We start from the raw sequence: 17,603 nt of genomic DNA, 5'->3' as shown, positions 1-17,603 counted from the left end.
CTCACCCTCCACGCGCAGCGCTGCCCAGCGACTGGGCGGGGCGGCGCAGCGCCGGGTCGAACGGGTTGAGGCGCGGTCCGATCGCCGTCGCCTCGCGCTTCAGGATCTCGACCACGGTCGGCAGCCGGTCCTCGCCCAGCCGCTCCGAGATCGTGCCGATGCTGAGTGCCGCCACCGCCCGGCCGTCGCGGTCGAGGATCGGCACCGCCGCGCCGCCCATGCCGGGCAGCACGAAGTCGCGCCGGGCGGCGAAGCCGGTCTCGCGCGCCTTGGCCATCTCGGCACGGAGATAGACCTCGTCCATGAAGCCCTGGCCGACCAGGCGCGGGACGTTGAAGCGGATCACCTCCTCGCGCTCCGCCTCCGGCAGGAAGGCCAGGATCACCAGCGCTCCCTGCCCGACCCCGAGCGGCACCCGGCCGCCGATGTCGCCGGTGAAGGAGCGGATCGGGAACGGCCCTTCGCAGCGGTCCAGGCACATCGCGTCGAAGCCGCTGCGCACCAGCAGGAACACGGTGTCGCCGAGCATGGCCGACAGGCGCTGCAGCACCGGCCGGCACAGGTCGCGCAAATTGCCGGGGTTCCCGGCCCGCGCCGCCAGGGCGAAGAAGTCGATGCCGAGCCGGTACAGCCGGCTGCGCCCGTCCTGCTCGACCACCCCCTCCGCCAGCAGCGCCTGCAGCAGCCGGTGCACGGTCGCCTGGGTCAGGCCGGTGGTCTCGGCGATGCGGATCAGCTTCGCCCCCTCGCCGCCCGCCTCGGCCAAGGCCCGCAGGATGGCGAAGCCGCGCTGCAGGCTCTTGCCCGGGGCCTCGCTCTCTTTCGCCATTTCCGGAAGCTCCAGGTCGAATTCTGCGCTATAAATTCCGTTTTCCGGAATCTTTCTCACAATACTCTCAATAAAATGGAATGTCTCCTTGACTCACCGCCGCGAAAGAGTCTTCTGGAAAGACGCGCCGGCGCCTTCCGTTCCACGGAAGCAAGACCGGCGGGGCCGATGCGCGGCAGCGCGGAACGGCTATCGACAGGGATGCCAGGGAGACTGCAGTGACCTTCCTCCGTCTCGAGCGGATCTCGAAGCTCTATGGCGACGTCGCGGCGGTCGCCGATCTCGACCTGACCGTGGAGCGCGGCGAGTTCGTGTCGCTGCTCGGCCCCTCCGGCTGCGGCAAGACCACGACGCTGCAGATGGTCGCCGGCTTCGTCCCGGCCACCACCGGGCGGATCCTGCTGGACGGGCAGGACCTGACCCGGGTGAAGCCGAACCGCCGCGGCCTCGGCGTGGTGTTCCAGAGCTATGCCCTGTTCCCGCACATGACCGTGGCCGACAACGTCGCCTTCGGCCTGGAGATGCGCGGCGTCGCCAAGCCGGAGCGGGCGAAGCGGGTGGAGGAGGCGCTGGCGCTGGTCCATCTCGACCACCTCGCCGGCCGCTATCCGCGGTCCCTGTCCGGCGGCCAGCGCCAGCGCGTCGCTTTGGCCCGGGCCCTGGTGATCGAGCCGCCGGTGCTGCTGCTGGACGAGCCGCTGTCCAACCTGGACGCCAAGCTGCGCGAGGCGATGCAGTTCGAGCTGCGCCAGATCCAGCGCCGCACCGGCACCACCACGATCATGGTCACCCACGACCAGTCCGAGGCGCTGTCGATCAGCGACCGGGTGGTGGTGATGGAGCGCGGCCGCATCACCCAGATCGACCAGCCCTACCGGATGTACGAGCATCCGCGCAGCCGCTTCATCTCCGACTTCGTCGGCAAGGCCAACCTGCTGGACGGGGTGGTCGCCCAGGCCGGCGCCGTGGCGCGGGTGACGGTCGGCGCCACGACCCTGGAGGTGCCCGGCGACGGCCTGCCCGCCGGCGCCCGCGTGCTGCTGTGCCTGCGGCCGGAGAAGCTGGTGCTGGGCGCGCCCGGCACCGGCCGGCTGCCCGGCACGGTGTCGCGCCGTTACTTCCTGGGCAGCCAGTGGCTGTACCATCTGGACAGCCCGGCCGGCGAACTCCTGGTAGCGGCGCCGAACCTCGGCGGCGAACCGCTGGCCGAGGGCGCTCAAGCCGGCATCGATTGGGCGCCGGAGATGGTCCGGGTGCTGCGCGACGCCGAGGCCGCCGAGGCCTTCCGATGAGCGCGGCGACCGCCGAGGGGCGCCTGGCCCCGGCGGCGATGGTGCTGCCGGCGACGATCCTGTTCGCCGGGCTGGTGCTGACGCCGCTGGCGCTGACCCTGATCCTGTCCTTCCACGTCTACGACCACGCCACCGGCGTGCAGGACGCCTGGACCCTCGGCCAGTACCTGACGGTGCTGACCGACCCCTATTATTACGAGATCTTCCTGCGCACCTTCCGCCTGTCGGCCCTGACCACGCTGATCTGCATCGTGGTCGGCGCGCCCGAGGCCTATGTGCTGAGCCGGATGCGCAGCCCCTGGCGGTCGGTCTTCCTGCTGGTGGTGCTGGCGCCGCTGCTGGTCTCGGTCGTGGTCCGCGCCTTCGGCTGGAGCATGCTGCTGGGCCCGACCGGCCTGGTGAACGAGGCGACGCAGGCGCTGGGCCTCGGCCGCATCCGGCTGCTCTACACCGAGACCGCGGTGGTGGTGGCGCTGGTCCACGTCATGGTGCCGTTCATGGTCATCCCGGTCTGGACCTCGCTGCAGAAGCTGGACCCGGCGGCCGAGCAGGCGGCGCTGTCGCTGGGCGCGTCGCACGCCACCGTGCTGCGCCGGGTGGTGCTGCCGCAGGTCCTGCCCGGCCTGCTGTCCGGCAGCCTGATCGTGTTCGGCCTCGCCGCCAGCTCCTTCGCCATTCCCGGCCTGCTCGGCGGGCGGCGGCTGAAGATGGTCGCGACCGTGGTCTATGACGAATACCTGAGCTCGCTGAACTGGCCGTTGGGCGCCGCCATCGCGGTGATCTTGCTGGTCGCCAACCTGGCCATCATGCTCGGCTACAACCGGATCGTCGAAGGACGGTACCGGAAGACCCTCGGCTGAGGTGCCGATGTCCCGCAACGGTCCCCTCGCCCTGGTCTTCCACACGCTGGTCGTGATCTTCATGCTGGCGCCGCTGGCGATCGTCTGCCTGGTCGCCTTCACGCCGGAGAACACGCTGAGCCTGCCGACCGCCGGCCTCTCGCTGCGCTGGTTCGATGCGGTGTTCCACCATCCGGACTTCCTGCAGTCCTTCTGGAACAGCCTGTGGCTGGCGACGCTGTCGGCGACGCTGTCGACCGCGATCGCCGTGCCGGCCGGCATCGCCACCACCCGCTACGCCTTCCGCGGCCGCGACGCGCTGAACGCGCTGTTCCTGTCGCCGCTGCTGATCCCGCATCTGGTGCTGGGCGTGGCGCTGCTGCAGCTGTTCTCGCGGCTCGGCGCCGCCGGCAGCTTCTTCTGGCTGGTGCTGGCGCACAGCGTGGTGATCACGCCCTATGCGCTGCGGCTGGTGATCGCCGCCCTGGTCGGCTTCGACCGGTCGACCGAGCAGGCGGCGGCGTCGCTGGGCGCCGGCGCCTTCACCGTGTTCCGCCGCATCACCCTGCCGATGATCCTGCCCGGCGTCGCCGGCGGCTGGCTGCTGGCCTTCATCAACAGCTTCGACGAGCTGACGATGTCGATCTTCGTCACCTCGCCCGCCACCGTCACCCTGCCGGTGCGGATGTACATGTACGCGACGGAATCGATCGACCCGATGATGGCCGCCGTCTCGGCGCTGATGGTCGCCGTCACCGCCGTCACCATGATCGTGCTCGACCGCATCTACGGCCTCGACCGCATCCTGGTCGGCCGCCAGTGACCGGATCCTCCTCATGCCCATCCTGACCCGCCTGGCCGAGAAAGGCCGGCCCGAGATCCGCTTCCGGCTGGACGGCCGCCCGGCCACGGCGCTGGCCGGCGACACGGTGCTGACCGCGATCCTGACCACGGCCGACCGGCTGCGGCGGTCGGAATTCAGCGGCGGCCCCCGCGCCGGCTTCTGCCTGATGGGCGCCTGCCAGGATTGCTGGGTGGCGACCGAGGACGGGCAGCGCTTCCGCGCCTGCTCCACCGCCATCGCAGAGGGCATGCGGCTGGTCACCGGACCGGGAGGGGCGGCATGAGCGGCGACATCCGGCCGGTCATCGTCGGCGCCGGCCCGGCCGGCATCCGCGCCGCCCAGGCCCTCGTGGCGGCCGGGCTGCGGCCGGTGGTGGTGGACGAGGCCGCCAAGGGCGGCGGCCAGATCTATCGCCGCCAGCCGGACGGCTTCACCCGCGACGCCAAAACCCTCTACGGCACCGAGGCATCCAAGGCCGAGGCGCTGCACCGGACCATCGACGGGCTGGCTATCGACCACCGGCCGCAGACCCTGGTCTGGAACATCGAGGCCGGGGCGCTGGACCTGCTGTGCGACGGCCAGGCCGAGCGGCTGCCCTACAGCCACCTGATCCTGGCCACCGGCGCCACCGACCGCATCCTGCCGATCCCTGGCTGGACCCTGCCCGGCGCCTACAGCCTGGGCGCGGCGCAGGTGGCGCTGAAATACCAGGGCTGCGGCATCGGCCGGCGCGTCGCCTTCATCGGCACCGGCCCGCTGCTGCCGCTGGTCGCCTCGCAATATCTCAAGGCCAGGGCGGAGGTCGTGGCCGTCCTGGACACCGCCCGGCAGGCCGACAAGCTGGCCGCCCTGCCTGGGCTGCTGCGCGGCCCGGCGGTGCTGGCCAAGGGCCTGCGCCTGATCGCGGCGCTGAAGGCCGGCGGTGTGCCCATGCGCCACGGCGCCCGGCCGCTGCGCATCCTGGGGACCGAACGGGTCGAGGGCCTCGTCTGGCACGACGGCGAGCGCGAGCATCGCATCGACTGCGACGCCGTCGCCTTCGGCACTGGCCTGCGGTCCGAGACCCAACTGGCCGACCTGGCCGGCTGCCGCTTCCGCTTCGACCCGCTGAACCGCGCCTGGCTGCCGGAGCGCGACGCTGCCGGCCGCAGCAGCGTGCCCGGTCTATACCTTGCCGGCGACGGTGCCGGCATCGCCGGAGCGGACGCGGCCGAGCTGGCCGGCGAACGCGCGGCCTTGGCCTTGCTGCAGGATCTCGGCCGGCCGGTCGACCGCGCCCGCGCCGCGCGGCTGGAGGCGAAGCTGACGGCGATCGGCCGGTTCCGCCACGGGCTGGAGCGCGCCTTCCCCTTCCCCGCCGATTGGGCCGCCACGGCGCCGGATGATCTCGTGGTCTGCCGCTGCGAAGAGGTGTCGGCCGGCACGCTGCGCGCCACCGCCACCCGCTGGGGCACGCCTGAGCTGAACCGGCTGAAGGCGCTGTGCCGGGTCGGCATGGGCCGCTGCCAGGGCCGCATGTGCGGCGCCGCGGCGGCCGAGATCCTGGCCGCCCATCGCGGCGTGCCGGTCGAAGCGGTGGGTCGGCTGCGCGGCCAGGCCCCGGTCAAGCCGATCCCGATCGCGATCGAGGACGCGCCGGAGGCAGCGGCATGACTGTCACCCAGCGCATCGACACAGACGTCGCCATCATCGGCGGCGGCATCGCCGGCGCGGCCGCGGCCCTGGCGCTGCGCCGCATCGGGATGTCGGTGCTGCTGCTGGAGCGCGGCTTCTGCGGCGCCCAGGCCAGCGGCGTGAACTATGGCGGCGTGCGCCGCCAGGGCCGGCCGCCGGAGCAGATCCCGCTGTCGCAGCGCGCCCATGCGATCTGGCAGCGCCTGCCCGAGACGATCGGCATCGACGGCGAGTACATCCGCTCTGGCCACCTCAAGCTGGCCCGCAGCGAGGCCGAGTTGGCGTCACTGGAGGCCTATCAGGGCCGGGTGCGCGACCTCGGCCTCGGGCTCGAGATCGTCGCCGGCAACGCCTTCCGCGCCCGCTGGCCCTGGCTGGGCGACCGGGCCCTCGCCGGATCCTGGTGCCCGGATGACGGCCATGCCAATCCGCGCCTGGTGTCGCCCGGCTTCGCCCGCGCCGCGCGCAAGGCCGGGGCCGACATCCGCGAGCAGACCGCGGTTCAGGAGGCGGTGCGCGACGGCGACGGCTTCCGCCTGCTGGCCGGCGACGGGCTGGAGATCCGGTCCCGCCTGCTGCTGAACTGCGCCGGCGCCTGGTCCGGCCGCTTCGCCACCGCCTTCGGCGAGACCGTGCCGCTGGAATCGGCCCATCCCAACATGGCGGTGACCGAACCGCTGCCGCGCCTGATGGACATCAATGTCGGGGTCGAAGGCGGCAGCGTCTATGCCCGCCAGGTCGAGCGCGGCAACTGCGTCATGGGCGGCGGCCGCGGCATCGGGCTGGATGCCGACCGCGCCCGGCCCGGCCGCAGCGCCATCGGCGCGCTGCTGCGCCAGGCCGCGGAGCTGTTCCCGGCCCTGCGCGGCGCCCAGGTGATCCGGTTCTGGAGCGGGATCGAAGGCGACACGCCCGACCGCAACCCGGTGCTGGGGCCGAGCCGCACCACGCCGGGCCTGATCCACGGCTTCGGCTTCTCCGGCGCCGGCTTCCAGATCGGCCCGGCGGTCGGCGAGGTGCTGGCCGAGCTGGCGCGCGACGGCCGCAGCACCACCCCGATCGAGGCCTTCGACATCGGCCGCTTCGCCGGAACAGCGGCCTGAATATCAACAACCGGAAACAGGAGAGAGCGACATGAACGGACGGATCGGAACCGCATTGCTGGCCACGACGGCGCTGCTGACCTCGGGCGCGGCGATGGCGGAGACCAAGACCATCTATCTCGGCATGAATGGCGGCGACATGGAGAAGGCGTACAGCCAGTACGTCTTTCCGGATTTCGAGAAGGCCAACGACGCCAAGGTCGTGGTGGTGCCCGGCACCTCCTCCGAGGTGCTGGCCAAGCTGCAGGCGGCCAAGGACAACCCGCAGATGCACCTCGCCTTCCTCGATGACGGCGTCATGGTCCGCGCCATCGGCATGGGCCTGTGCCAGAAGACCGAGACCGTGCCGGCGATGGCCGACCTGTACCCCGCCGCGCGGATCAAGGACGACATGGCGCTGGGCGTCACCGTCACCGTGACCGGCCTCGCCTACAACACCAGGATGTTCCAGGAGCAGGGCTGGGCGGCGCCGACCTCCTGGATGGACCTGGCCGACTCGAAATACGAGGGCAAGGTCGTGTTCCAGTCGCTGTCCAGCAGCACCTACGGGCTGCACGGCTTCCTGATGTTCAACCGCATCCAGGGCGGCAGCGAGGACAATGTCGATCCGGGCTTCGCGAAGTGGGGCGAGAGCATCGGCCCGAACGTGCTGGAATACATCCCGAGCTCGGCCAAGCTGTCGGAGATGGTGCAGACCGACGAGGCGGCGATCTTCCCGCTGACGCCGACCGCCGTCGCCAGCTTCCAGGACAAGGGTATCCCGGTCGCCTATGCCCAGCCGAAGGAGGGCGCGGTGGTGCTGATGGTGGCGGAATGCGTCGTCGCCGGGAACTCCGAGCCGGCACTGGCGCAGAAGCTGGCGCAGTACCTGCTGACGCCGGAGGCCCAGGCCAAGGCGCTGCAATACGGCAACCAGATCCCGTCCAACACCAAGGTCGACGGCCCGACGCCTGAGACCGCGGCGCAGGTGAAGGAGATGCGCGGCTATCTCGAGCACGCGGTCACGGTCGACTGGGACCAGATCAACGCCCACCGGCCGGACTGGAACGACCGCTGGAACCGGACGGTGGAGCGGTAAGACCGCGTAGAGTTGACGATATGCAACGGTGGAGCGGGTCCCCGGCGTCGCCGCCGGGGACCCGCCATCGACATCAGGCGACGTCGAACCGGTCGAGGTTCATCACCTTGGTCCACGCCGCCACGAAGTCCTTCACGAGCTGCGCCTGCCCGTCGGAGCTGCCATAGACCTCGGCCAGCGCCCGCAGCTGAGAATGCGACCCGAAGATCAGGTCGACGCGGGTGGCGGTCCACTTGGCCTCTTCCGTCTTCCGGTCCCGGCCCTGGAACACGCCATGGGCATCCGCGGACGGCTGCCATTGCGTGCCCATGTCGAGGAGGTTGACGAAGAAGTCGTTGCTCAGCACCCCCGGCCGCTTGGTGAAGACGCCATGCGGGGAGTTCCCGGCATTGGCGCCCAGCACGCGCAGGCCGCCGACCAGGGCCGTCAGCTCGGGTGCCGTCAGAGTCAGCAGCTGCGCCCGGTCGGCCAGCAGTTCCTCGGGCGGCAGGCCCCGCGCATCGCCGACATAGTTGCGGAACCCGTCGGCCTTCGGCTCGAGCGGCGCGAAGGAGTCGACGTCGGTGTGCTCCTGCGACGCGTCGGTGCGGCCCGGGGTGAAGGCCACCTGGACATCCTGCCCGGCATCCTTCGCCGCCTTCTCGACCGCGGCACCACCGGCGAGGACGATCAGATCGGCCAGCGAGATCTTCTTGCCGCCGGCCGCCGAGGCGTTGAACTCCGTCTGGATCGCCTCCAGCTTGGCCAGCACCGTCGCCAGCTGGGCCGGCTGGTTGACCGCCCAGTCCTTCTGCGGCGCCAGGCGGATGCGCGCACCATTGGCGCCGCCGCGCTTGTCGGAGCCGCGGAAGGTCGAGGCCGACGCCCAGGCGGTGGCGACCAGCTGCGGGACGGTGAGGCCGGAGGCGAGCACCTTCGCCTTCAGCGCGGCGATGTCCTGCGCGTCGACCAGCGGGTGGTCGACCGCGGGCACCGGGTCCTGCCAGGGCAGGATCTCCTTCGGCACGAGCGAACCGAGATACCGCGCCCGCGGACCCATGTCACGATGGGTCAGCTTGAACCAGGCGCGGGCGAAGGCGTCAGCGAACTGCTCCGGATGCTCGTAGAAGCGTCGCGAGATCTTCTCATAGGCCGGGTCGAAGCGCAGCGACAGGTCGGTGGTCAGCATCGCCGGCGCGTGCCGCTTCGACGGGTCGTGCGCGTCCGGGATCGTGCCGGCGCCGGCGCCGTTCTTCGTCGTCCACTGATTCGCCCCGGCCGGGCTCTTGGTCAGCTCCCATTCATATTCGAACAGGTTCTTGAAGAACTCGTGGCTCCATTTCGTCGGCGTCGAGGTCCAGGTCACCTCCAGGCCGCTGGTGATCGCATCGCCGGCAAAGCCGCTGCCATGGCTACTCATCCAGCCCAGGCCCTGATTCACGATGTCGGAGCCTTCCGGCTCGACGCCGACCTTGGCCGCGTCGCCGGCGCCATGGGTCTTGCCGAAGCTGTGGCCGCCGGCGATCAGGGCGACCGTCTCCTCGTCGTTCATCGCCATCCGGGCGAAGGTCTCGCGGATGTCGCGGGCCGCGGCCACCGGGTCCGGGTTGCCGTTCGGGCCCTCCGGATTGACGTAGATCAGGCCCATCTGCACGGCGCCGAGATGGCCATGCAGCTCGCGGTCGCCGCTGTAGCGCTCATCCCCGAGCCATTTGCCCTCGGGGCCCCAGAAGATGTCCTGGTCGGGCTCCCAGGTGTCGGGGCGGCCGCCGGCGAAGCCGAAGGTCTTGAAGCCCATCGACTCGAGCGCGACGTTGCCGGTCAGGATCAGCAGGTCGGCCCAGGAGAGCTTGCGGCCGTATTTCTGCTTGATCGGCCACAGCAGCCGGCGCGCCTTGTCGAGGTTGCCGTTGTCCGGCCAGCTGTTCAGCGGCGCGAAACGCTGCTGGCCCCGCCCGCCGCCGCCGCGGCCGTCGCCGATGCGGTAGGTGCCGGCGCTGTGCCAGGCCATGCGGATGAACAGCCCGCCGTAATGGCCGAAATCGGCCGGCCACCAATCCTGCGAGTCGGTCATCACCACGCGCAGGTCCTGGACCACCGCGTTCAGGTCGAGGCTCTTGAATTCCTTGGCGTAATCGAACGCCTCGCCCATCGGGTCGGACAGGGCGGAGTGCAGGTGGAGCACCGAAAGGTTCAACTGGTCCGGCCACCAGTCGCGGTTGGTGTGACCGCGGGTTCCGCCCGTGACCGGGCATTTGCTTTCACTGGCCATGTTCCCTCCGTTTGCGTTCCGCAACGTCCAATTTTGAATCATTCTAAAACCAACATCGCGCTTTGGCCAAGGGCGAATAGGCATGTGGTCGCCGAGCCTTGGCGGCGGGCGACGGCAGCCTCGCTCTTGCGTCCGCAGGGCCGCTCATGTTACCGGTCACATCAATAAGAAGGACAAATTGACCCAGGCCGTGAGGGAGGGCCGACATCATGCTTGCCATCGATCGCGTCCGCCCGACCGCACGACGCGCCCGGCCCTGCCGATGACCCGTTCCGTGGCCTGCCGCGCTTCCGCGCGGCCCTGCCCCATCAGCCGGCCTGCCGCCGCGGCCCGGACGCGTCGGAATGCGCGGCCCCGCCGGCGCGCGGCCCGGCGTGGAGCGGTCGCGCGGCCGATCGAGAGCCAAGCCATGCCCAAGCGTTCCCTCCGGCCGACCATGCGGGACGTCGCCCGTCTCGCCGGGGTCTCGCCGATGACCGTGTCCCGGGTGCAGGCCGGCAGCAGCCGGGTGGCGCCGGAGACCCGCGACCGCATCCGCCAGGCGATCGAGCAGCTCGGCTATGTCGACGACAAGGTCGCCGCCGCCCTGTCGTCACGCCGCACCGGCTTCATCGCCACGCTGGTGCCGACGCTGACCAACTCCAACTTCGCCGACACCGCGCATGGGCTGTCGGAGGCGCTGCGCCGGACCGGCTACCAGCTCCTGATCGGCTACACTCTCTACCGGACGAGCGAGGAGGAGGCGCTGGTGCGGGCGATGCTGGAGCGCCGGCCGGAGGCGATCGTGCTGGCCGGCATGCACCACACCGACGCGGCGCGGACCATGCTGCGCAGCGCCGGCATCCCGGTGGTCGAGATCTGGGACTGCGGCGCGGCCGCCCCGATCGACCGGGCCGTCGGCTTCTCCAACATCGAGGCCGGCCGAGCCGCGGCGCGGCACCTGATCGCGCTGGGGCACCGCCGCATCGGCGGCATCGGCCCGGCGGTCGGCGGCGCCTCGCACGACTTCCGCGGCGAGGCCCGGCTGGTCGGCTTCACCGAGGTGCTGCGCCAGGCCGGGCTGCCGGTCGACGCCGTCGTCCATCGCGGCCATGTGCCGGTGTCGTTCGCCGGCGGGGCCGCCGCCATGGCCCATCTGCTCGACGCCGCCGGGCCGATCGACGCGGTGTTCGCGGTCTCGGACCTCGCCGCGGTCGGCGCCCTGATGGAATGCCACCGCCGCGGCATCGCCGTGCCGGGGCAGGTCTCGATCATGGGCTTCGGCGATTTCGAGATCGGCGGGCAATGCGTGCCGGCGCTGTCGACCGTCCGGATCGATGCCGAAGATATCGGCCGCCGGGTCGGCGAGCTGCTGCTGCGCATCCTCGACGCCAAGGACGACGCCCCGGCGCCACCCCGGGTGATCGATGTCGGCTTCGAGATCGTCGAACGGGGCTCCACCGCCAGGAGGCCCACCTGAAAAACCCCGCTTCCGGCCGTCCGGAAGCCACCAGCAAGACGGCACAAGCCGCCGCTTCCATTCCTCTGTTCTGGGAGAAGTTCAATGCCCAAGATCGGTCTCCGCCATGTGTTGTCGGCGGGTTGTGCTCTGGCCCTCGGCCTCGCCGTCGCCCTGCCCGCCCAGGCGCAGGACACGCTCACCGTCTGGGTCACCAAGGGGTTCTACAAGGGCGAGGACGACGCCCTGCTGGGCCTGATCGACCGGTACCAGAAGGCCACCGGCGTCAAGGTCGAGCTGTCGCTGTATTCGACCGAGGACTGCATCGTGAAGTCGGTCGCCGCGGTCGAGGCCGGCACGCCGCCCGACGTCGGCTACTGCACCACCTATGATTTCCGCACCACCGGCCAATGGGCCTTCGAGGGCCGGCTGGAGGATGTCAGCGACGTCCTGACCCCGATCAAGGACCAGTTCCAGCCCGACGCGCTGGCCACCACCTTGCTGATGAACGGCAAGACCGGGCAGAAGGCCTATTACGCCTTCCCGATCGAGCGCCAGACCATGCACATCTTCTACTGGAAGGACATGCTGCAGGATGCCGGCTTCAGCGAGGCCGACATCCCGACCACCTGGAACGACTACTGGGACTTCTGGTGCGACAAGGTGCAGGCCGGCCTGCGCGCCAAGGGCAAGCGCATCTACGCCATCGGCCATCCGATGAGCGTCGCCGCCTCGGACACCTTCTTCAGCTTCCTGACCTGGGCCAACGCCTACAACGTCAAGATCGTCGACGAGACCGGCAAGATCGTGCTCGACCAGCCGGAGAACCGGGCGGCGATGATCGAGGCGGTGAAGGGCTACAGCTCGATCTTCACCCGCGGCTGCACCCCGCCCTCCTCGGTCAACTGGCTCGACACCGACAACAACGTCAACTTCCACAACAAGACGACGGTCCTGACCCACAACGCCACGATCTCGATCCCCAGCAAGCATCTGGACGATTCGACCAACCAGACGCTGACCGAGGAGCAGCGGGCCCAGGCGAAGAAGAACTACGAGGAGAACATCCGCACCACCCTGTTCCCGAAGAAGCCGGATGGCGGCACGCTGCCGAACCTGGCGGCAACCAAGACCGCGGTGATCTTCGCCGATTCCAAGAACAAGGCCCAGGCCAAGGAGTTCATGGCCTTCATGCTGAAGGACGAGAACCTGACGCCCTTCGTCGAGGGCTCGGTCGGCCGCTGGTACCCGGTGACCAAGTCGGGCGCCGCCCGGCCGTTCTGGACCGACGGCAGCGACCCGCACCGCGCGGTGGTGTCGCAGCAGTTCACCGGGGGCACCGTGCCCTTCCCCTTCGTCTACAACTACCACTTCACCACGGTGAATGCGGAGAACGTCTGGGCCAAGGCGCTGAACCGCGTGGTCCAGGACGGGATCTCGCCGGATCAGGCGGTCGATGAGATGATCGCCCGGATCAAGGAAATCGCCGGTTAGGACCGACCTGCCGGCCCGGCCCGCGCGGACGCCGTGCGGGCCGGGCCGCAGCCTGCTTCAGAGAGGACCAGCCGATGACCGCGACCACGGTCCATGCGATCCCGGCCGCCGCCCGTCGCAGCCACCGCCGCACCTGGACGATCTGGGGGGCGATCCTGCTCGCCCCCTATGTCGCCGTGCTTCTGGTGCTGGTGGCCTATCCGGTCGGCTACGGCCTCTATCTCGGCGCCAACCCGGCCAGCTACCGGCGCCTGTTCGCCGACCCGATCTTCGCGACCGCGGCGGTCAACACCGTCCTGTTCCTGCTGATCGCGGTGAACGTGAAGATGGTGATCGCGCTCGGCCTGTCCGGCTTCTTCGCCGTGCCGCGCTGGTGGATCCGGCTGCTGCTGGTGCTGTTCATCCTGCCCTGGGCGGTGCCGTCGATCCCGACCATCCTGTCCTTCCGGGTCATGCTCAACCCCGAGACGGGCATGATCAACCAGCAGCTGTTCCAGCTATTCGGTATCTTCGAGGGCCCACCCTGGCTGACCAACCCGTGGCTGGCCTTCTTCGCCGCCATCGTGGTCCATATCTGGAAGTCGCTGCCGTTCTGGACCCTGATCCTGCTGACCGGCCGCCTCGCCATCGCCCGCGACCTGTACGAGGCCGCCTCGGTCGACGGCGCCTCGCGCTGGCAGCGCTTCCGCTTCGTCACCTGGCCGTCGGTGGCGGCGCTCTACGTCACCTCGGTCATCCTGTCGACGATCTGGACGCTGGGCGACTTCAACAGTGTCTACCTGCTGACCGGCGGCGGCCCGAACGACAGCACCCAGGTGCTGGCGACGCTCGGCATCCGCTACCTGCGCAACAACGCCCTCGACCTCGGCGTCGCCTCGATCATCGTCGCCATGCCGCTGGTCCTGCCGCTGGTCTTCGTCATGGTGAAGCGCCTGTCCAAGGGAGGCGAGGCATGAAGCGCTGGCTGAACGAGGCGGCCCTGATCCTGATCGCCGTCCCGGTGGTGCTGTGGACCCTGGTGCCGCTGTACCACCTGTTCGTCCTGGCGATCTCGCCACAGGACGCGGTGCTGGCCGGCACGCTGTGGCCGGAGCATCCGACCTTCTCCAACTTCCTCACCGTGTTCCGGCAGCAGCACTACTATCTCAGCAACTTCTGGCTGCAGCTCGGCAACAGCTTTTTCATCGCGGTCACCACCGGGGTGGCGACCCTGTTCGTCGCCACCTGCGCCGCCTTCGCCATCAGCCGGCTGCGCGTGAAGGGCGGCCGCCAGGTGATGAACCTGGCGCTGGCCACCTATCTGATCCCGGCCGCCTTCCTGGCGGTGCCGATGTACAAGACCATGGGCTCCTACGGCCTGCTCGACACCCAGGCCGCGCTGATCCTGGCGATGATCGCGCTGGCCTCGCCCTATGCCATCTGGGTGCTGAAACAGGCCTCGGACAAGCTGCCGCGCGAGCTCGACGAGGCCGCGATCATGGACGGCGCCAGTCCGCTGCAGATCTTCCGCTTGGTCTATCTGCCGCTGATGCGCCCGTCTCTGGTGGCGATCGGCATCTACGCGCTGCTGCTGGCCTGGAACGAGTACCTCTACGCCTTCCTGCTGCTGTCGAGCGAGAAGGCGGCGCCGCTGTCGGTCGGGCTGGGCCTGTTCCTGTCGGCCGACGATTCGCCGTGGAACCTGCTGATGGCGACCGGGCTGATCTACGCCGTGCCGCCGGCGGTGATCTACTATGTCTTCCGCAACGCCATGACCAGCGGGCTCACGGCCGGCGCGGTGAAGGGTTGATCGATCGGCAAAGAAAAGGGCGGCCGAAGCCGCCCTTTTCCGTCCAGCGAGGACGCCCGCCTTACTTCGGCGTCGCCTCGGTCATGATCTGCTGCCGCGCCACGGCCAAGAGCGCGTCCATCTTCTTGCGCAGCCGGTGGTCGGACAGGTCGACGTCGTGGATCTTCAGGTCGGCATAGACCTTGTCGTGCACGTCCTCGTCGGTCTGCGTCTCGAAGTCGGACATGATGACCTCCTTCGCATAGGCCTCGGCGTCGGCGCCGGTCAGGCCCATCAGCTCGGCCGCCCACAGGCCCAGCAGCTTGTTGCGCCGGTTCTGGATCCGGAACAGGAGCTCCTGGTCGTGCTGGAACTCCGCCTCGAATGCCTGGCCCCGCGAGTCGAACGTCGTCATGCCGTGTCCTTCCACCTGCCCGCAACCGCGGGCGCATTCCATAGCGGAGGATATAGCGTCTCCGGTCGCCGCGGTCACCCTCGGAGGCGGACGGGAGCGCGCAATTGTTTACCGGAGCCGCGCTTGCTATATGTGCGCGAGCGTGGACGTCCTCCGTGGGACGTCCCGACCCTTTTTTGCTGTTGGCTTCCCCGTACCATGGACGCTCCCACATGAGCCGCCGCAGGCGCATCTACGAAGGCAAGGCCAAGGTCCTTTACGAAGGGCCGGAGCCGGGCACGATCGTCCAGTACTTCAAGGACGATGCGACGGCGCATAACGGTCAGAAGAAGGCGGTGATCTCGGGCAAGGGGGTGCTGAACAACCGCATCTCCGAGTACCTGATGACCCGGCTGTCCGAGATCGGCGTGCCGACGCATTTCATGCGCCGCCTGAACATGCGCGAGCAGTTGATCCACGAGGTCGAGATCATCCCGCTCGAGGTGGTGGTGCGCAACATCGCCGCCGGCTCGTTCTCGAAGCGCTTCAACGTGCCCGAGGGCACGCCGCTGCCGCGCTCGATCATCGAGTACTATCTGAAGTCGGATGAGCTCAACGACCCGATGGTGTCGGAAGAGCACATCACCGCCTTCGGCTGGGCCAACGCCCAGGATCTGGACGACATCGTGTCGCTGTCGCTGCGGGTGAACGACTACCTCACCGGCCTGTTCCTCGGCATCGGCCTCAAGCTCGTCGACTTCAAGCTCGAATTCGGCCGCCTGTACGACGAGAACGACGAGATGCGGATCGTCCTGGCCGACGAGATCAGCCCGGACAACTGCCGCCTGTGGGACGTGCAGACCAACGAGAAATTCGATAAGGATCGCTTCCGCCAGGACCTCGGCGGCGTCCTCGAGGCCTATCAGGAAGTGGCCCGGCGCCTCGGCATCCTGCCGGAAGGAAGTGTCGTCGACATCCGTGAGAGCCAGGTCGCCCCATGAAAGCCCGCATCCATGTCATGCTGAAACCCGGTGTCCTGGACACCCAGGGCAAGGCGATCGGCCATTCGCTGCAGGGCCTCGGCTTCGACGAGGTCGGCGAGGTGCGGCAGGGCAAGGTGATCGAGGTCGAGATCGCCGCCGCCGACGCGGCCGAGGCGAAGGCCCGCCTCGACGAGATGTGCCGCAAGCTGCTGGCCAACCCGGTCACCGAGAGCTACACGATCGACCTGGTCGCCTGAGGCGGTCCAGTCTTTCCTACCCCTGTCATTGCCGGGCCTGACCCGGCAATCCAGAAGATGCCGACAGACTCTGGATGCCCGGGTCAAGCCCGGGCATGACAGTGAGAGATTGTCAGACGACCGCGGCCGCCTGCGCCTCGAGATGGGCCGCGAGCCCCTCGGGCAGCTTCAGCCGCGTCGCCAGGTCGTCGAGATAGGCCTTCTCGCGCGGGTCGTCCGCATCGATCGCCAGGCGCGAGGCCAGCCAGATCTCCGCCGCCTGTTCCGGTGTCGCCGGCAGGGCCGCGATCGCCGCGATGTCGAGCGGCTTGGCCAGCTCGTCCATGACGAACGCCTTCTCCTCGGTGCCGAGGTTGAGCTGGCCGATGCGGTCGAACAGGGCCCGCTGCTCCTCGGCGTCGATATGGCCGTCGGCCTTGGCCGCGGCGATCATCGCCCGCACCACGGCGATGCGCGCGTCGCCGCCGCCGGCGGCGCTCTGCGTCTCCAGGTCGAACGGGCTGCGCGGCGGCGGCAGGGCCAGCGGCTGCTGCGCCGGCGGCTGGGCCGGGGCCGGCGCCCGGTTGGCCGACCAGTCCTGCCACGCCTTGTAGGCCAGGCCGCCGAGCACCGCCGCGCCGCCGTAGCCGAGCGCGCTGCCGCCGAATTTGCGGACCTTCTTCGAGCCGAGGAGGAGGCCGATCAACCCGCCGCCGACCGCGCCGGTGGCCAGCGTCCCGAGGTTGCCGGACAGGCCGGAGCCCTTGCCGCCGGGCTGCTTCGCGCCGCCGCCGAGGAAATCCTCGAACAGCTTCTTCGGATCGATCACGCGCCTCTCCTCCAATCGTTGCACCGGAAGGCAGATGGTCCGGCCGGCGCCGCCCGACAAGCCCGGGCGCGGCTCAATCGGCCGGGCGCGACGACGCGACCGGTTCCAGCGGCGCCAGGGTGGTCGCGGCCGCGGCGGCGACGATCCAGTCGCGGAACGCCCGGACGATCGGCCGGCGCAGCGACCGCGGCGTGGCGACGAAGTGATAGCTGGCCTGGTTCTGGATCGAGAGATCGAGCGGCCGCACCAGCCGCCCCGCCGCCAGGTCGTCGGCCACCAGGGAGTGCACCACCAGAGCCACCCCCTGCCCTTCGACCGCCGCCTGGATGGACAGGGAAGAATCGCTGACGCGGGGTCCGCGCACCCAGTCGACATCCGCCATGCCGACGGCGCGCAGCCAGTCGCGCCAGGACGCCAGGGACTGGTCGTGCAGCAGCGTGTGCCGGCGCAGGTCGTCGAGCGTGCGCAGCCCCGGCCGCCCGTCGCGCAGCGCCGGGCTGCACACCGGGAAGCTACACTCGGTGAACAGCCGGTCGCACGCCAACCCCTCC

The 17,603-nt window shown here is 69.7% G+C and carries 18 protein-coding genes; 13 read left to right on the top strand and 5 right to left on the bottom strand.

Features of this window, described 5'->3' with window-relative positions; genetic code table 11:
- Window position 1 precedes the first annotated feature (1 nt).
- Complete coding sequence (locus ACTOWL_RS18795; protein WP_441322793.1) at window positions 2-829, bottom strand: IclR family transcriptional regulator; 828 nt, start codon at window positions 827-829, stop codon at window positions 2-4.
- A gap of 218 nt (window positions 830-1,047) precedes the next feature.
- Here ACTOWL_RS18795 and ACTOWL_RS18790 point away from each other — a divergent pair, with 218 nt between their 5' ends.
- The 7 genes from ACTOWL_RS18790 to ACTOWL_RS18760 are packed head-to-tail and all read left to right on the top strand — an operon-like array spanning window position 1,048 to window position 7,659.
- Window positions 1,048-2,121, top strand: a complete 1,074-nt coding sequence (locus tag ACTOWL_RS18790) for an ABC transporter ATP-binding protein (RefSeq protein ID WP_441322792.1) — start codon at window positions 1,048-1,050, stop codon at window positions 2,119-2,121.
- Window positions 2,118-2,981, top strand: a complete 864-nt coding sequence (locus ACTOWL_RS18785) for an ABC transporter permease (RefSeq protein ID WP_441322791.1) — start codon at window positions 2,118-2,120, stop codon at window positions 2,979-2,981. The genes ACTOWL_RS18790 and ACTOWL_RS18785 overlap by 4 nt, the downstream gene beginning before the upstream one ends.
- A 7-nt stretch (window positions 2,982-2,988) precedes the next feature.
- Complete coding sequence (locus ACTOWL_RS18780; RefSeq protein WP_441322790.1) at window positions 2,989-3,783, top strand: ABC transporter permease; 795 nt, start codon at window positions 2,989-2,991, stop codon at window positions 3,781-3,783.
- 13 nt (window positions 3,784-3,796) lie between these two features.
- Window positions 3,797-4,087, top strand: coding sequence for a (2Fe-2S)-binding protein (locus ACTOWL_RS18775; RefSeq protein ID WP_441322789.1), 291 nt, complete (start codon window positions 3,797-3,799; stop codon window positions 4,085-4,087).
- A complete protein-coding gene (locus tag ACTOWL_RS18770) occupies window positions 4,084-5,457 on the top strand; it encodes an FAD-dependent oxidoreductase (RefSeq protein WP_441322788.1) in 1,374 nt (457 codons plus the stop codon). The genes ACTOWL_RS18775 and ACTOWL_RS18770 overlap by 4 nt, the downstream gene beginning before the upstream one ends.
- On the top strand, window positions 5,454-6,581 hold the full coding sequence (locus ACTOWL_RS18765) for an NAD(P)/FAD-dependent oxidoreductase (RefSeq protein ID WP_441322787.1): 1,128 nt from the start codon (window positions 5,454-5,456) through the stop codon (window positions 6,579-6,581). The genes ACTOWL_RS18770 and ACTOWL_RS18765 overlap by 4 nt, the downstream gene beginning before the upstream one ends.
- 31 nt (window positions 6,582-6,612) lie before the next feature.
- Entirely contained in the window at window positions 6,613-7,659 is a 1,047-nt protein-coding gene (locus ACTOWL_RS18760; RefSeq protein WP_441322786.1) for an ABC transporter substrate-binding protein, read from the top strand.
- A 73-nt stretch (window positions 7,660-7,732) separates the two neighbouring features.
- On the opposite strand, the gene katG is transcribed toward ACTOWL_RS18760, so the two are convergent.
- Entirely contained in the window at window positions 7,733-9,910 is a 2,178-nt protein-coding gene (katG, locus tag ACTOWL_RS18755) for a catalase/peroxidase HPI (RefSeq protein ID WP_441322785.1), read from the bottom strand.
- Between the two features lie 409 nt (window positions 9,911-10,319).
- Here katG and ACTOWL_RS18750 point away from each other — a divergent pair, with 409 nt between their 5' ends.
- The 4 genes from ACTOWL_RS18750 to ACTOWL_RS18735 all read left to right on the top strand — a co-directional run bounded on the left by ACTOWL_RS18750 (window position 10,320) and on the right by ACTOWL_RS18735 (window position 14,631).
- On the top strand, window positions 10,320-11,369 hold the full coding sequence (locus tag ACTOWL_RS18750; RefSeq protein WP_441322784.1) for a LacI family DNA-binding transcriptional regulator: 1,050 nt from the start codon (window positions 10,320-10,322) through the stop codon (window positions 11,367-11,369).
- 84 nt (window positions 11,370-11,453) lie between these two features.
- A complete protein-coding gene (locus tag ACTOWL_RS18745) occupies window positions 11,454-12,842 on the top strand; it encodes an ABC transporter substrate-binding protein (protein WP_441322783.1) in 1,389 nt (462 codons plus the stop codon).
- A 74-nt stretch (window positions 12,843-12,916) separates the two neighbouring features.
- Window positions 12,917-13,798: a carbohydrate ABC transporter permease gene (locus tag ACTOWL_RS18740; RefSeq protein ID WP_441322782.1), complete on the top strand. Its 882-nt coding sequence runs from the start codon at window positions 12,917-12,919 to the stop codon at window positions 13,796-13,798.
- A complete protein-coding gene (locus ACTOWL_RS18735; RefSeq protein ID WP_441322781.1) occupies window positions 13,795-14,631 on the top strand; it encodes a carbohydrate ABC transporter permease in 837 nt (278 codons plus the stop codon). The genes ACTOWL_RS18740 and ACTOWL_RS18735 overlap by 4 nt, the downstream gene beginning before the upstream one ends.
- A gap of 61 nt (window positions 14,632-14,692) precedes the next feature.
- On the opposite strand, the gene ACTOWL_RS18730 is transcribed toward ACTOWL_RS18735, so the two are convergent.
- A complete protein-coding gene (locus tag ACTOWL_RS18730; RefSeq protein WP_441322780.1) occupies window positions 14,693-15,025 on the bottom strand; it encodes a DUF1476 domain-containing protein in 333 nt (110 codons plus the stop codon).
- 212 nt (window positions 15,026-15,237) lie between these two features.
- Here ACTOWL_RS18730 and purC point away from each other — a divergent pair, with 212 nt between their 5' ends.
- Together purC and purS are read left to right on the top strand one after the other, a co-directional pair.
- Complete coding sequence (gene purC, locus ACTOWL_RS18725; RefSeq protein ID WP_026870296.1) at window positions 15,238-16,005, top strand: phosphoribosylaminoimidazolesuccinocarboxamide synthase; 768 nt, start codon at window positions 15,238-15,240, stop codon at window positions 16,003-16,005.
- On the top strand, window positions 16,002-16,244 hold the full coding sequence (gene purS / locus ACTOWL_RS18720; RefSeq protein WP_441322779.1) for a phosphoribosylformylglycinamidine synthase subunit PurS: 243 nt from the start codon (window positions 16,002-16,004) through the stop codon (window positions 16,242-16,244). Before purC ends, purS begins: the two co-directional genes overlap by 4 nt.
- 112 nt (window positions 16,245-16,356) lie before the next feature.
- On the opposite strand, the gene ACTOWL_RS18715 is transcribed toward purS, so the two are convergent.
- Window positions 16,357-17,052 carry a tellurite resistance TerB family protein gene (locus tag ACTOWL_RS18715; RefSeq protein WP_441322778.1) on the bottom strand — a complete coding sequence of 232 codons (696 nt, stop codon included), beginning with the start codon at window positions 17,050-17,052 and terminating at the stop codon, window positions 16,357-16,359.
- 73 nt (window positions 17,053-17,125) lie between these two features.
- On the bottom strand, window positions 17,126-17,603 hold a 478-nt coding region (locus ACTOWL_RS18710; RefSeq protein ID WP_441322777.1), incomplete at its 5' end, for a LysR substrate-binding domain-containing protein.

This window comes from Inquilinus sp. CA228 (genome assembly GCF_052078665.1).
In the GTDB taxonomy this organism is placed as follows: domain Bacteria; phylum Pseudomonadota; class Alphaproteobacteria; order DSM-16000; family Inquilinaceae; genus Inquilinus.
Note: the sequence above shows the minus strand (reverse complement) of the source record. Positions and strands in the feature narration are given on the sequence as shown.

What these genes read in the sequence shown, in the direction of transcription:
- ACTOWL_RS18780 (WP_441322790.1), top strand. Translation starts at nt 2,989, where the DNA reads ATGTCCCGCAACGGTCCCCTCGCCCTGGTCTTCCACACGCTGGTCGTG.
- ACTOWL_RS18795 (WP_441322793.1), bottom strand. Translation starts at nt 829, where the DNA reads ATGGCGAAAGAGAGCGAGGCCCCGGGCAAGAGCCTGCAGCGCGGCTTC.
- purC (WP_026870296.1), top strand. Translation starts at nt 15,238, where the DNA reads ATGAGCCGCCGCAGGCGCATCTACGAAGGCAAGGCCAAGGTCCTTTAC.
- katG (WP_441322785.1), bottom strand. Translation starts at nt 9,910, where the DNA reads ATGGCCAGTGAAAGCAAATGCCCGGTCACGGGCGGAACCCGCGGTCAC.
- ACTOWL_RS18745 (WP_441322783.1), top strand. Translation starts at nt 11,454, where the DNA reads ATGCCCAAGATCGGTCTCCGCCATGTGTTGTCGGCGGGTTGTGCTCTG.
- ACTOWL_RS18740 (WP_441322782.1), top strand. Translation starts at nt 12,917, where the DNA reads ATGACCGCGACCACGGTCCATGCGATCCCGGCCGCCGCCCGTCGCAGC.
- purS (WP_441322779.1), top strand. Translation starts at nt 16,002, where the DNA reads ATGAAAGCCCGCATCCATGTCATGCTGAAACCCGGTGTCCTGGACACC.
- ACTOWL_RS18770 (WP_441322788.1), top strand. Translation starts at nt 4,084, where the DNA reads ATGAGCGGCGACATCCGGCCGGTCATCGTCGGCGCCGGCCCGGCCGGC.
- ACTOWL_RS18760 (WP_441322786.1), top strand. Translation starts at nt 6,613, where the DNA reads ATGAACGGACGGATCGGAACCGCATTGCTGGCCACGACGGCGCTGCTG.
- ACTOWL_RS18785 (WP_441322791.1), top strand. Translation starts at nt 2,118, where the DNA reads ATGAGCGCGGCGACCGCCGAGGGGCGCCTGGCCCCGGCGGCGATGGTG.
- ACTOWL_RS18730 (WP_441322780.1), bottom strand. Translation starts at nt 15,025, where the DNA reads ATGACGACGTTCGACTCGCGGGGCCAGGCATTCGAGGCGGAGTTCCAG.
- ACTOWL_RS18750 (WP_441322784.1), top strand. Translation starts at nt 10,320, where the DNA reads ATGCCCAAGCGTTCCCTCCGGCCGACCATGCGGGACGTCGCCCGTCTC.
- ACTOWL_RS18775 (WP_441322789.1), top strand. Translation starts at nt 3,797, where the DNA reads ATGCCCATCCTGACCCGCCTGGCCGAGAAAGGCCGGCCCGAGATCCGC.
- ACTOWL_RS18735 (WP_441322781.1), top strand. Translation starts at nt 13,795, where the DNA reads ATGAAGCGCTGGCTGAACGAGGCGGCCCTGATCCTGATCGCCGTCCCG.
- ACTOWL_RS18765 (WP_441322787.1), top strand. Translation starts at nt 5,454, where the DNA reads ATGACTGTCACCCAGCGCATCGACACAGACGTCGCCATCATCGGCGGC.